Origin of the sequence: Marinitoga hydrogenitolerans DSM 16785 (assembly GCF_900129175.1) — a bacterium.
Lineage (GTDB): Bacteria > Thermotogota > Thermotogae > Petrotogales > Petrotogaceae > Marinitoga > Marinitoga hydrogenitolerans.
The window spans coordinates 24,855-39,200 of record NZ_FQUI01000011.1 but is presented as its reverse complement, the minus strand read 5'-3'; the positions used below and the strand labels follow the sequence as shown (position 1 = coordinate 39,200).

16 protein-coding genes and 1 tRNA gene are annotated in these 14,346 nt (G+C 26.7%); 9 read left to right on the top strand and 8 right to left on the bottom strand.

Annotated elements, in window-relative coordinates:
- The first annotated feature begins 47 nt into the window (after positions 1–47).
- The 9 genes from queD to BUA62_RS04600 all read left to right on the top strand — a co-directional run bounded on the left by queD (position 48) and on the right by BUA62_RS04600 (position 6,809).
- Positions 48–404 (top strand): 6-carboxytetrahydropterin synthase QueD, encoded by a 357-nt coding sequence (gene queD / locus BUA62_RS04640; RefSeq protein WP_072863936.1) that lies wholly within the window; start codon positions 48–50, stop codon positions 402–404.
- 1 nt (position 405) lies between these two features.
- Complete coding sequence (gene folE2 / locus BUA62_RS04635) at positions 406–1,152, top strand: GTP cyclohydrolase FolE2 (protein ID WP_072863934.1); 747 nt, start codon at positions 406–408, stop codon at positions 1,150–1,152.
- Entirely contained in the window at positions 1,146–2,342 is a 1,197-nt protein-coding gene (gene folP, locus BUA62_RS04630) for a dihydropteroate synthase (RefSeq protein ID WP_143148327.1), read from the top strand. The genes folE2 and folP overlap by 7 nt, the downstream gene beginning before the upstream one ends.
- Entirely contained in the window at positions 2,336–2,818 is a 483-nt protein-coding gene (gene folK / locus BUA62_RS04625) for a 2-amino-4-hydroxy-6-hydroxymethyldihydropteridine diphosphokinase (protein ID WP_072863932.1), read from the top strand. Before folP ends, folK begins: the two co-directional genes overlap by 7 nt.
- Positions 2,819–2,916: 98 nt before the next feature.
- Positions 2,917–3,792: a metal ABC transporter substrate-binding protein gene (locus BUA62_RS04620; RefSeq protein WP_072863930.1), complete on the top strand. Its 876-nt coding sequence runs from the start codon at positions 2,917–2,919 to the stop codon at positions 3,790–3,792.
- Between the two features lie 4 nt (positions 3,793–3,796).
- Positions 3,797–4,180, top strand: coding sequence for a Fur family transcriptional regulator (locus BUA62_RS04615; protein WP_072863928.1), 384 nt, complete (start codon positions 3,797–3,799; stop codon positions 4,178–4,180).
- Positions 4,173–4,913, top strand: a complete 741-nt coding sequence (locus BUA62_RS04610) for a metal ABC transporter ATP-binding protein (protein ID WP_072863926.1) — start codon at positions 4,173–4,175, stop codon at positions 4,911–4,913. Before BUA62_RS04615 ends, BUA62_RS04610 begins: the two co-directional genes overlap by 8 nt.
- Positions 4,906–5,727, top strand: a complete 822-nt coding sequence (locus BUA62_RS04605) for a metal ABC transporter permease (protein ID WP_072863924.1) — start codon at positions 4,906–4,908, stop codon at positions 5,725–5,727. Before BUA62_RS04610 ends, BUA62_RS04605 begins: the two co-directional genes overlap by 8 nt.
- 155 nt (positions 5,728–5,882) lie before the next feature.
- A complete protein-coding gene (locus BUA62_RS04600) occupies positions 5,883–6,809 on the top strand; it encodes a magnesium transporter CorA family protein (RefSeq protein ID WP_072863922.1) in 927 nt (308 codons plus the stop codon).
- Between the two features lie 33 nt (positions 6,810–6,842).
- On the opposite strand, the gene BUA62_RS04595 is transcribed toward BUA62_RS04600, so the two are convergent.
- From BUA62_RS04595 to BUA62_RS04560, 8 genes are all read right to left on the bottom strand, one after another.
- Positions 6,843–8,198, bottom strand: a complete 1,356-nt coding sequence (locus BUA62_RS04595; protein WP_072863920.1) for a GlmL-related ornithine degradation protein — start codon at positions 8,196–8,198, stop codon at positions 6,843–6,845.
- Positions 8,198–9,343, bottom strand: coding sequence for an aspartate aminotransferase (aspC, locus tag BUA62_RS04590; protein ID WP_200782327.1), 1,146 nt, complete (start codon positions 9,341–9,343; stop codon positions 8,198–8,200). The genes BUA62_RS04595 and aspC overlap by 1 nt, the downstream gene beginning before the upstream one ends.
- Positions 9,344–9,508: 165 nt before the next feature.
- Positions 9,509–10,771 (bottom strand): UDP-N-acetylglucosamine 1-carboxyvinyltransferase, encoded by a 1,263-nt coding sequence (gene murA, locus BUA62_RS04585; RefSeq protein WP_072863979.1) that lies wholly within the window; start codon positions 10,769–10,771, stop codon positions 9,509–9,511.
- Between the two features lie 48 nt (positions 10,772–10,819).
- Positions 10,820–11,419 (bottom strand): diguanylate cyclase domain-containing protein, encoded by a 600-nt coding sequence (locus tag BUA62_RS04580; protein ID WP_072863916.1) that lies wholly within the window; start codon positions 11,417–11,419, stop codon positions 10,820–10,822.
- Between the two features lie 20 nt (positions 11,420–11,439).
- On the bottom strand, positions 11,440–12,258 hold the full coding sequence (locus BUA62_RS04575) for a hypothetical protein (protein ID WP_072863914.1): 819 nt from the start codon (positions 12,256–12,258) through the stop codon (positions 11,440–11,442).
- Positions 12,218–13,039 carry a Cof-type HAD-IIB family hydrolase gene (locus BUA62_RS04570; RefSeq protein WP_072863912.1) on the bottom strand — a complete coding sequence of 274 codons (822 nt, stop codon included), beginning with the start codon at positions 13,037–13,039 and terminating at the stop codon, positions 12,218–12,220. The genes BUA62_RS04575 and BUA62_RS04570 overlap by 41 nt, the downstream gene beginning before the upstream one ends.
- A gap of 66 nt (positions 13,040–13,105) precedes the next feature.
- A tRNA-Ala gene (locus tag BUA62_RS04565) sits at positions 13,106–13,181 on the bottom strand.
- Between the two features lie 49 nt (positions 13,182–13,230).
- Positions 13,231–14,343, bottom strand: a complete 1,113-nt coding sequence (locus tag BUA62_RS04560) for a metallophosphoesterase family protein (RefSeq protein WP_072863910.1) — start codon at positions 14,341–14,343, stop codon at positions 13,231–13,233.
- Between the last annotated feature and the right edge of the window lie 3 nt (positions 14,344–14,346).

The following is a 14,346-nucleotide window of genomic DNA, read 5'->3' as shown; positions in this document are numbered from 1 at the left end:
GTGCTCTTGTGATATAATAATTTAAAAATGATGAAAAGAGGTGTATTATGTTAGTTAAAAGGGTTTTTAATTTTGCTGCTGCACATAATTTAATAAAATATCATGGAAAGTGTGAATCTTTACATGGACATAATTATAGATTAGAGGTTACTGTAAAAGGAACAACAAACGATGAGGGTATGGTTATTGATTTTTTGGAATTAAAAAAAATTGTGAAAGAAGAAGTTTTAAATATACTTGATCATTCATATCTCAATGATATTATAGAACAACCTACTGCAGAAAACATTTCTATGTGGATTTGGAATAAACTAGAAAAAAAATTAAAAAGAAAAAATTGCAATTTATATGAGATTGCTTTATATGAAACAGAAAATAATATTGTATACTACAGGGGTGAATGAATTGAAAGATGTTCAATCCGAATTAGATAGTAGAGGGATATATATCCATGGTGTTGGAATTTCTGATCTTGAATATCCTATAATTTTTAATGGTAATCATACAATTGGTAGTTTTACTATGCTTGTTGATTTAGATGAAAATGTTAGAGGAACCCATATGAGTAGATTTGTAGAAGTTTTAAATAAATATTATGATAATTTATCTGAAAAAAAATTATTAGATATGAGTGAAGAATTAAAAAATGTGTTAGAAGCAAAAAAAGCTTATATTAAAGTTTCTTTTCCTTATTTTTCTTTAAAAAAAGCTCCTATTACAAAATTAGAAAGTTATACTAAATGTGACGTTACTTACGAAGTTATTGATGATGAAATTAAATTATATTTAGCTATACCTATAATTACATTGTGCCCATGTTCGAAGGCTATTTCTAACTATGGTGCCCATAATCAAAGAGCTCTAGTTGAAATAGGATTAAAATTAAATGATGAAATCAAATTAGAAGAAATAGCTAAATATGTTGAAAAATCTTCTAGTGGTATGGTTTTTTCATTATTAAAAAGAGAAGATGAAAAATATGTCACTGAACATATGTATGATAATCCACACTTTGTTGAAGATGTCGTTAGAGATTTAAGTGTGTTTTTAGAAAATGATAATCGAATTGGAGGATATAAAATTAAAGTAATTAGTTATGAAAGTATACACAATCACAATGCTTTTTCTGAAAGAGAGGGAAAAGCATGGTAAGAATTAGAATGTTTGAGGATATTGATTTAGAAAAAGAGATTCATGTTGATCCTAACAGTATTCCAATATTTAAATCAAAAATGGAACATTATTATATTCTAATAGAAGAAATTGATGTCACAAGTGCAAATATCATCAAACAAGAAATGTTATCTCGTGGTGGAGATGTTGCTATTCATAAATATGCTATTAATCATAAAATTGATAAAACTAATATTCTTTTAATAGGAACAAAAAAACAATACGATTTATTAATAAAAAAATTATCTACAATGAATTATTGGGATATACCAAAGGTTAAAGAGTCTTTAGATAAGGTATTTAAAAATATAAAAAAAAGAAAGTGGGAGTATACAATAAATAATAACAGAAATCTTTCTCTTGGTGAAAATTCCAAAATTATGGGTATTTTAAATATAACTCCTGATTCTTTTCACGCTCCAAGTAGAATTAAAAGTGTTGAACAGGCTATTGAACAAGCTAAAAAAATGATCAAAGAAGGCGCTGAAATACTTGATATTGGTGCAGAATCTACAAGACCAGGTTCAGAAAGTGTTGAATTAAAAGAAGAAATAGAAAGAGTTATACCTGTAATAAAAGAATTAAGAAGTGAATTTAGTGATATTGTTTTAAGCGTTGATACTTATAAATCAGAAGTTGCTAAACTCGCTATTGAAAATGGCGCTGATATTATTAATGATATTTCTGGAATGCGCTTTGATAAAAATATGGTAAATGTTGTTGCTGAAGCTAAATTACCTATTGTTATTATGCATATTAAAGGCACACCAAAAAATATGCAAAAGAATCCATATTATGAAAATTGTATAAGTGAATTGATGGAATATTTTGAGGAAAGAATAGAATATGCCAATAAACATGGTATAGATCAAATTATTATTGATCCTGGTTTCGGTTTTGGAAAAAGAGTACAGGATAATCTTAATTTAAGTTTTAACATCTCTGAATTTAGGGCTTTAGGTTATCCTATATTGATGGGACATTCAAGAAAAAGTACAATTGGAAATATTCTAAACCTTCCTGATACTAAAGATAGATTAGAAGGAACTTTAGCTTTAACTTCTTATTATGCTTTAAAGAATATTGAGATAATAAGAGTTCATGATGTTCAAGAGAATTATAGGGTTGTAAAAACAATAGAAGCACTAAGGGGGTATAAAAAATATTAAGTGCAATTGCTTTAGGTTCTAATGTTGGAAATAAACTGAAAAATATTGAGAAAGCTATAGAATTATTGTCTAAAAAAACTAAAATCATAAAAGTTTCTGATATATATGAAACGGAACCATGGGGATTCAAAGATCAGGATATTTTCTTGAACGCCTGTGTGTTGATAGACACAGAACTAACGCCTGAAGAACTTTTAAAATTATGTAAAAATATAGAAAAAACTTTAAAAAGAAAACACAGATTCAAATGGGGTCCGAGAGAAATTGATCTTGATATTTTATATTATGAAGATATCATCTTAGAAAAAGAGAATTTAAATATACCTCATAAACATATGTTTGATAGAGATTTTGTCATCGTTCCTCTTAATGATATCTCACCTAATTGGAAACATCCTATTTTTAAAAAAACCGTTGAAGAAAGATTCAATGAAATAAATAAAGACACTATAAAAAAATATGAAATGGAGCTTTAAAGCTCCATTTTTCTTTTATTCATATACAATTAATATTATAATATTATAATTGCAAATGGTTTGCATTTGCAAATGATTTTTATTTGGAGGTGATGTTTATGAAAAAATACATGTTATTATTGTTTTTAATTATCGGTGTTATTAGTTATTCAATTAATATTTCTGTCTCTATCTATCCATATTACTTGATATTAAAAGATATTGTGGATGTTAATGATAACATTAATGTTATTGTTCCCGCAGGAAAAAGCCCTCACACTTATTCTATTTCCTCAAAAGATCTTATTAAAATTTATAAAAGCGACTTAATAATTTTCAATGGGTTAAATTCAGAAATATTTATAAAAAACATTATTTCTAACTTAAAAAATAAAAATATACCTTTTCTCTATATTTCCGAATTAATCCCGAAAAATGAATTAATATTGAATGACAATGATGAACATTATAATTCTGGCAACGATGAACGTGTTTATTACAACCCCCATATATGGCTAAATCCACATTTAACTTACACTTATATTATACCTGGTATTGTTAATGAACTAATCAAAATAAATCCTGAAAAAAAAGAGATTTATGAAACAAATGCTGAAATATTAAAAGATAAACTAAAATTTTTGGATGCATATTTATTAATAAAATCACACGAAATCGATGGAAGTATCATTACTTTTCATAATTCATTTCCTTATTTTACAAAGAGATACAATATTAATATTGCTGGTGTAATTGAGAATTCTCCCGGAGTTGAACCATCTATTTCTGAAATAAAAAGACTTTCTGATTTAGCTAAAAAGAATAAGGTTAAAGCTCTATTTTCAGAACCACAATTAAATAAAAAATTAGCGGAAAAGTTAGCTAAAATATTAAGAATTAATTTAGGCGAATTAGACCCTTTAGGATCAAATTATAATTCTATTGATGAGCTTTATTTGATGAATTTTTTAAATATATTAAATGCTGTAAGGTGATATTATGAAGTTAACGAAACCTCGAAGAGACATTTTAGATTTATATAAAAAGATAGATTATCCTTTAAACGCTGAAGAAATTTATAATCTTTTAAATAATGAATATGATTTATCTACTATATATAGAAATTTAAATCTTTTTGAAAAAGAAAATATTTTAAAATCTATTGTTTTTTCTGATAAGATAACTTATTATTATAAGCCTAAAGGACATTTTCACTTTATATATTGTACAAAATGCAAAAAGTTTGAACGTCTGGATTTATGTTTTGAAAAGCAATTTAAAGACTATATAGAAAATAATATTCAATTTGAAATAACAGATCACATTTTATATTTTGAAGGTATATGTAAGGATTGTCAAAGAGAAGGTGAAAAAAATGCGTGAAAAAATTATTTCAGTTAAAGATTTGAGCTATAATGTGGAAAATACTGAAATTTTAAAATTTATTAATTTTGATATTTATAAAAATGATTTTGTAGGAATAATAGGACCAAATGGTGCTGGAAAATCAACTTTAATAAAAATATTAGTTGGTGAAATAAAAAATTATATTGGCAGTGTGAATATCAATGGGAAAATAGGGTATGTTCCACAAAAAGACGAATTCGACAGAACATTCCCTATCAGAGCTTTTGAAGTCGCTTTAATGGGTATGTATAATGAAGTTGGTGTTTTTAAAAGGTATAAGAAAAAACATTATGAAAAGGTTAGAAATATTATGAAAATGCTTGATATTGAATATTTATATAATAGAAATGTAGGAAAGCTTTCAGGTGGAGAGTATCAAAGATTAAGTTTAGCCAGGGCATTAGTAAGTGATCCTGATATTTTAATATTGGATGAACCAGAAGCTGGTGTAGATAGTAATGCTCAAAAAATAATATATTCTATTTTGGAAGATCTTAATAAAAAAGGTATGACTATAATTTTAGTAAGTCATGATATTTCTATGGTTTTAAAAAAAGTTAATACTGTTATGTGCCTAAACAAAACTTTACATTGTCATAAAAACTCAATTGATATGACTTCAGATGACTTGAAAAAGATATATTCAGAAGAATTAGAATTACTCGTTCATATTGATAAGCCATTGAAAGTGGTGAGTAGAAATGATTGAATTATTTTCTTATGATTTTATAATATACGCAATTTTAGCTGCTATTTTATCCAGTTTTAGCGCTTCTATTCTGTCAAATTATATTGTTTTAAAAAAGATGGAATTCATTGGTGAGGGCGCTGCACATACTGCTTTTGGTGGTATTGCTTTAGCTGTGCTATTTGATTTTAACATTGATATTATTAGTATTATTACAGCTATCCTATTCGGAACAGCTATTTATTTCATAGGCAAAAAAGAAAAGATAAGTGAAAATAGTGTTATAGGCATGCTACTATCTTTTTCAATGGCTTTAGGTGTAATCTTTTTATATCTTAAACCTGGATATACACCAGAAATTTCAAGTTATTTGTTTGGCGATATCTTAATGGTTAATAGTCAAGATGTGAAAATACTTGGTATTGTATCTTTTATTATATTATTCCTTGTCATTGCGTTTAATAAAGAATTAAAATATTACGCATATAATTCAAGAATGGCAAAAAATTTCGGCGTACCTATAAATTTGATAAATTATATTTTCTTAATCATTGTCTCTATAGTGGTGGTAACTTCTGTCAAAATCATTGGTATTATTTTAGTTACTTCTTTACTTATTACACCTGGTGTAATAGCTAAATTATTTGCAAAGTCTTTAAATCAAATGATTGTTATTTCCAGTTTTATAGGTATATTATCTGGGTTTTTAGGAATTGTTATTGCATATTTTATCGATATTCCACCTGGCCCCTCTATTGTGGTTACACTATTTTCTTTGTTTCTAATTTCTTATTCAATTAACTATTTAAAAAACAAGACTTTTGTTAACAAATAAGATAAATTCCATTATAATTATGAAAAACTGAAAATAATTATGGTATAATTATTTTATATCAAACTAAAAGAGAGGTGAATTTTATGGATTATTTTAGTTGTAGCGAAGATCCTTTGTCTAGACCCCCATAAAATATATATAAAGGAGGAATTAATATGGTAAAATTTTATAGCAGAATTGAACACAGGTTAGTGGAGACAAAAAGCTTTTCTCAAGATGCATTAATTAAAGTTGTGAACCCTTCACAGGATGAAGTTCATATGTTATCAAGCTTGTTAAATTTTGATCCGGATTTTATCAGCGATTCGCTTGATGAAGATGAAAGAGCACGTATTGAAATTGATGAAGATACAATTTTATTAATTCTAAAAGTTCCCATGAGAAATGAAGAAAATGAAAAAATTCCTTACAAAACTGTTTCTTTGGGTATTATAATTGGCAAAAATTACATCTTATTATCAATGAGGCAGGAGATAGATTTTATTGATAAGATGATCGGAACAGGTCTTTTAAATCCACATAAAAAAAGTAAAATGATCTTTCAAATATTTTATAAAAATGCCAAATTATTTTTGGATTACTTAAAAGAAATAAATAAAACTATTGATTTAGTTGAGGAAGAATTACATAGATCCATGAAAAACTATGAACTTGAAACATTGATGTATCTTGAGAAAAGTTTAGTGTACTTCACCACATCATTAAGGTCAAATGAAATAATGATGGAAAAACTTTTAAAAGGAAAGATACTTCCATTATATGAAGATGATCAAGATTTATTAGAAGATACATTAATAGAAAATAGACAAGCTATTGAGGTTACTAATATATACAGTAATATTTTATCTGGAATGATGGATGCTTATGCATCAGTTATATCTAATAATTTAAATATTGTGATGAAAATTTTGACTGTTGTAACTATATTGCTTCAGGTACCTACTATTTTAACAAGTTTTTATGGAATGAATGTAAGACTTCCATTTCAGGAAAATCCTTTGGTTTATATAAATATAATTATTTCATCAATTATAATTATGTTTATGACGTTTTTATGGTTTAAAGGGAAAAAGTGGTTATAATAAAAGGATTCTCTAACGAGAATCCTTTTTTGTTTATTCGAAGAATTCCAAATCTTCTTTCAATATGTTCATTGCAATTTCTTTATCTATTGTTGAAATTACCCCAATTGGTGCAAAAATATAATTTTTATCATATCCGACCTTTTTAATATTCTTTGGTAATAATTCATCTGGATGTTTTCTATGTTGCCCATGAATAGATGTTAGTATTTTTTGATTAAATCTAGATCTCGTTAAAACCCCACCAGTTCCAAATATATATTTTATAGCTGTTAAATCCTTCCCTTGTGCTATTGTCTTTCTTCCTAATGGTGTATAAATATGTTTTTTCTTTCCTGCATGTCTTCTAATACCCTCAATAAAACAATATTCAGCAAGCTCTGACATAAACTTTTCATTTTCTTCTTTTTTAGGATATGGTGATATTTCTTTTACTAATTCGTCAAAACTAGAAAATTTCCCTCTCAAGATTTTTTCTCCTATTAATTCTATTACTGTATGCGCATTAACAAAAACACCCATATCTCCTTCAACTGTACGTTTAGCAATTGGTTCTGGACTTATCATAATACTTTGAATTTCAGGATCTCCTTCAGTCACAGAATCAACATCAGTAGTAGCACCACCAATATCAACTGTTAAAACATGTTCATACATTTCACTTAATAATTGTGTTGTTCTCATTACTGCAGCTGGCGTTGGAATTATTTTTTCATCAACGTATTCTTCTATTTTTTCCATTCCAGGTGCATGAATAATATGCTCAGAAAAAACTTCTTGTATAACTTTTCTTGCTGGTTCTACGTTTAATTGATCAACTTTTGGATATACATTTTCTGTTATATATAACTTTTTATTAGATAAAATTTCTTTAATTTCATCTACTACTGCAATATTACCAGCATATATTATTGGAACTTTTATAGGTAAATCTTTGAGCAATTCTGCATTGTGTAAGACTGTTTCTTCTTCTCCATAATCAACTCCACCTGCTAAAAAGATAAGATTAGGTTTTATTTCCAGAATTTTTTTTATATGCGATTTTCTCATTTTTCCAGCAGTAACGTATTTTATAACTCCACCTGCGCCTAACGCTGCTTCTCGAGAAGCTTTTACTGTCATATCATATACTAAGCCGTGAACAGTCATTTTAAGTCCACCTGCAGCAGAAGAAGTTGCAAGAAATTTATTCCATGATACTTTTTCACCTAATTTATTTTCTATTATTTTTAAAGCTTTTTCTATACCAATAGTTATATCTCCCTCATTAATTGTGGTATAGTATTCACCTTGAGCTAAAATTAAAGGCTTTTTAGAATCTATTTTATCAAAAGCTGTTACAATAGTAGTTGTACTACCTATTTCAGCCGTTAATAAATCTACTTTCATTATTTCACCTCATCTATATATTCAAATAATCTATTCAGCCCCTTTTCTAATGTTTCTATGGAATTAGCATATGATATTCTTATGAATCCTTTTGCTCCAAATCCACTACCAGGAATTACTGCTAATTTTTTTGTTTTTAATAATTGATTTGCAAAATTAAAATCATCATTATCATATTTGGAAATATTTATAAATAAATAAAATGCACCATGTGGATGTACATATTCAAGATCAACTTCTTTCATCTTTTCCATTACAAATTTTCTTCTTTCATTAAACTTGTCTATATAGTAATCAATATCAACATCAAAAGCTGCAAGTGCTCCATATTGTGCAGGAGTATTTATATTTGAAGATATATGACTTTGTATCTTTTTTATTTCTCTTGATATTTCGATAGGAGCTACAGAATAACCAACTCTCCAACCTGTCATTGACCATGTTTTTGAAAATGCATTTATAATTATTGTTTTTTCTCTTAATTCTGAAATTTGAGTTGGAGAATAAAATTCACCTTCAAATACTAATTTTTCATATACTTCATCACTAATTAAATATATATTTTTGTTCTTAATCAAATTGTATATTTCGAAAAATGTTTCTTCTGGATATACTGCACCTGTTGGATTATTTGGTGAATTTATTATAATTGCTTTTGTTTTTTCACTTAAATATGGTTCTATATCAACTGCTCGTGGAATAAAATTATTTTTAAATTTTAATGGAACATGTATGGGAATACCTCTTGCTAATTTTATTTGAGCTTCATAACTTACCCACGACGGGTCTAATACAATTACTTCATCACCAGGATTTAATAAAGCCAGTAATGTATTGTATAACGCTTGTTTTCCTCCATTTGAAACTACAATGTTTTCTGCAGTATATTCTGTTTTTCTCGATGAATTTATAAATTTAGCAATTTTTTTTCTTAATTCTAATACTCCAGCTGAGTTTGTATATTTTGTCTTTCCTTCAATCATAGCTTTATATGCATTTTCGATAATTTCTTTAGGGGTAATAAAATCTGGCTCACCTGCAGTTAACTTTACCACATCATAACCTGCTTTTTCCATTTCAATTGCTTTAGCATTTAATTCTAAAGTTATTGATGGTTGAATACTTTTAACAATCTTTGATATCAAGATTATCCCTCCAATTTATTTTAGTCAATCTTATTTTACTCTCTTATGAAAAAATTTTCAATATCGATTATGATTTATTTTTGTTAAAATTTAAACAAAAAAACAAAAAAGCTCTTTTTTACTTACTTAATAACAAAAAATGAGCAATATCAATTGCTCATTTCATTATTCACTATATTCAATTTTTAAATTCATTTTTTCAAGCTTTTCAAACAATTTTTCATAACCTCTAAAAATATGATCCACATTATTTATTATGGTTTCACCATCAGCAATTAAAGATGCAATTAAAAGAGCTGCCGATGCTCTTAAGTCTGTTGCTTCTAATGGTGCCCCAGATAGTTTAGTTACGCCAGTAATAATTGCTGTGTTACCTTCAACAAATATTTTAGCTCCCATACGATTAAGTTCATCAACATGGTTAAATCTCGTTTTAAAAACATTTTCTGTTATTGAAGATCTTCCTGGTATTAAACTCAAAAGGGCCATCAATTGTGGTTGTAAATCTGTTGGAAACCCAGGAAAAGTCGCTGTTTCAACATCAACTGGTGACAATTCTAGTCTTGAAATCCCTTCAATTGTTAAAGTGTTTTTTTCCATCTTATAATTTACACCCATTTTTTCAAATATATCTAACAATGAAAAAATATGATCTTCAATAACATTATTCAAAATTATTTTTTCACCTAAAACCGCGCCTAATATTGCATAAGTTCCTGCTTCTATTCTGTCTGGAATAATTTTGTATTCTGTTCCATACAACTTTTCCACACCATAAATTTTAATATTTGATGTACCATGCCCTTCTATCCTAGCTCCCATTGATATTAAAAAATTACACAAATCAACTATTTCAGGTTCTTGTGCACAATTGGTTATTATTGTTTCTGTATTTTCTAATAACACTGCTGTTGTTATAAGATGTTCTGTTGCACCAACACTAGGAAATGGTAGCGAAACATGTACTTTTTCCGGAGTTCTTGTGTATTTCGAGTGTGTAAAACCGTGTTCTATTTTTGATTCTATCCCTAATTTTTTTAAGCCTTCAAGATGAAAATTTACAGGTCTAACCCCTATAGAACAACCTCCAGGTAAGGCTACTTTTGCATATCCGTTTCTTATAGTTAATGGGCCCAAAACATTAAAAGATGCTCTCATCCTTCTTACTGGACCATATGGCAAAACAGAATTTATATTTGAATGCGCTTTTATAATCAAAGATGATTCTTCCCATGAAACTTTTTTACCTGCATTTTCTAATATTTCAATCATTGTATTCACATCAGCCAAATTAGGTATATTATGAAGAATTATTTCTTCATCAGTTAGTAATGTTGCAGCCAATATGGGTAAAGCTGAGTTTTTCGAACCTGATATAGTTATTTCACCATATGCTTTTTGAGGTCCTACAACCTTTATTTTACCCATAGTTTCAATCTCCAATCTATGTTCCATTTTTTATCCTCCAATCTTGAACTAATCAAAATATTTTAATATCTCCTCTGTAGATGTCAAATCTTTTGGCAAATAGAAAGAATAAAATTCTAACGTTTCTGGTGATTTTGTAAAATTTTTTAATTGATATTTTATTCTATCTGTTACTTTAAATAATACTTCTTCATCAATATCTGGTATTATTATTGAAAATACAGTCTTAGAGTATCTCATAACAAGATCTAAAGGTAATCTAACATTATTTCTTAAAATTCTTCCTATTTCCATCTCAGGTCCTTTATAATATTCACCTTTATAATTTAAATTCTCTAATTCTGGAATCTTTACAATTATTAAACCATAATTATTATTTTTTTCAAAAGCTGTTTCAAGAAGTAAAAAGAATATCTTATCAAAAAACTCTCTTGAATATACTCTTGTTGATGGATCTATGAATTTTCTCTCGACAAATCCCTCTACAAAATCACTATATGCATCTATCTCTTCTTTAGAAAAATTATTATACTCTTCTAATAAATTGTTTATATTTTCTAATTCTTCTTTAATATCTTTTATTTCTTTTCTCAATTTATCATTCTCTATTTCCAGTTCATTTACCTTTTTTTCATAATTTTTATTCATAATCTCCCCCCTTATCCATTTTACCAATTCCAATTTTTCTTTGCGGAATATATGGTTATATTTTTTTCTAAAAATTCATTAATCTTTTTTTCGATTTTTTTCGAAAAATATATTATGCTTTTTTCCTTACTATTTTTTGGTAGTTCTCTGTAATAAACTTTGTAATTATTTCCCAACCAACCTGTTATTATTATGGAATTTTCAAAAATATTTAATATTACATCTTCTAAATTATATTCGTTTGATAAATCCCAACTTAATTCTGGCATATATTCTTTATTTAAATATACTTTCTTTTCTATTTTATCATAAAACATATAATTTTGGTTATCGAAATCCGAAAAATAACTTATTTTACCTGCTTTATTATCCAAAGAATTTTTAACTTCTTGATTATAATCTTTTCCATAATAAATTATAGGAAAAATTCCGGCTGTTTCAAACCCTCTAATCATAGTATATAAAACCTGTGAAACTATAAAAGGAGAACTCGCTATATAATCTAAAAAATTTTCTGATCCTTTTTCTAATGCTTTTAGATTTCCAAAAATTATAAAATCATACCCTTTTTCTAATAAATAACTCCCTAATTCCTTACTGAACTCATATATAGTATCATATGAATTTAATGTACCTAAAATAAAATAATTTAATTCTTTATCTATTTCCATTAAATTCAACCAATAACCATTTAAAATCTCTTCGTTTAATGAATCTTCAAGAGATGTATTTATATAACCTATAAATTTTTCATTCTTATATACTGGAATTTTCATTGAAAATGAGATAATAAAGATATTAATAATGAGAAATATCAGACAATATTTTTTCAATAACAATGGCGACACCCTCTTCATCATTTGATGGTGCAATATTTTTTGCCTCACTTTTTACATGTTCACTTGCATTTTTCATAGCATATGAATTTTTTGATAATTTTAACATCGAAATATCATTTTCACTATCCCCAAAGATATAAGCTTTTGATAAATCGAAATCGTAAATTTCTGAAAGCTTTTTCAGTGCTATTCCTTTTGAAGAATCTTTATTTAAAAAATCGAGATATATATTAAAAGATCTTACAATGTTTAATTTATTATTATATTTAGATACCATATTTTTTTGGAAATCATCAAGTTTTTCTTTATTGGCAATTACTAATACTTTAGTAGGACTTTTTTTGTTTAAAATATATTCCTCTAAACTTTTTACTATTTTATATTCAACACCAGAATGTTTTGAATATCCTCTTATTTCTTCATTATCTTTTTCACCTATCAACTCATCATCTAAATAAATTTGAACATGTATATTTTCATTCTTTGCTTCTTTTATAATTTCTATTGCATCATTTTTAGGAATATCTGATTCGAAAATAACTTCCCCAGTGTGAGATATTACATAAGCGCCGTTATAGGAAATAATTGGTATTTTCTTTAAAAAAGGGAAATATTTTTCTATTATCATTTTTGTTGATTTGTACATTCTCCCACTTGCTATAATAATAAAATATCCTTTTTCAAAAATAGCTTTCATGGCATTTATTGTTCTTAATGTTACTTCTTGTTTTGAATTTAGTAATGTTCCATCTAAATCAAAAACAAATACTTTTTTCTCCATTATTTTCCCTCCATTAAATTATAGCATAAAAAATGAAAAAATGGGGAAGTAATTTCCCCATTTTTTTGGTGGAGTCGATGGGACTTGAACCCACGACCTCTACCGTGCCATGGTAGCGCGCTCCCAGCTGCGCCACGACCCCACAATTCATCTATTATTATATAACATACTTTGTTAAAAGTCAATATAATTTATTTTAATTCTATAAAATCTATGAGTTTGTCTATTGGTTTGACATTATACATACTATAATTTTTTGATTCTCCAACAGCTTTGACTATTATTTTTATACTTTTGTCATTAATTTCTACAATTACATATTCTAATGTTCCATATACAACTTTTTTTGTATTTGGAACAAATTCTTTTCTTGTACCTTTATCAAATGGTGCTCCACCGCCTCCTGTTGTAATATAAACTATTCCATTTTTTTCAAATCTTTCGTATCCATGAACATGACCATTAAAAACTAATTTAACATTATACTTTTCAAATATTGGTCTCCATTTTTCTTCTAATTTTGTATTCTGTTTTCTCCAGACTTGCGCAGAATTATTCCAAAATGGATAATGATAAAATACTATTATATTTTTATCTTTATTATTTTCAAGATCTTTTATTAACCATTTGGTTTGTTTTTCAAATAAATCAGAACTTATACTAATAATGGAATCTAACACAACAAAATGTGCATTTTTGTATGAAAAACTATACCATCTTTTATTGTATTCTCCTCCTCCTACTGGTAAGTCAAAGGCTTCATAATAAATTTTTGAATTTCTTTCATGATTTCCCAGTACAGGATAATAAAAAGCATTTAATCCTTTTATTACATTAAAGAAATTATTCCAATATCTTATTTCATTTCCGTTTTCAACCATATCTCCAACATTAAAAACAAATTCTGGATTTTCTTTAATAATCTTTTCAATTATCATTCTATGTAGTTTGTCATAATATCTTGTATCTCCATATACTATAAATCTTAATCTTTTTTTATCATCATTCTTTGTGTTAAAATATCCTTTATAATAATCATCGTTTGTTATTATTTCATATGTATATTTTGTATTTGGCCTTAATTTTTCTAGTTTTAAATGAACTAATCCGTTTTTTATTTTATCGTATTTCTTAATTAAAACATTTTCTTCATATAATTTTACTTGAATATTTTCATCTAATGTTTTAAAATTAATAGTAGCATATGTCTCACCTTGATTTGTTAAATATGGAGGCCATATAAATTTTGCAAATGCAAAAGTTGAAATTACAATAATTAAAATTAATAATATGTTTTTATTCATCTT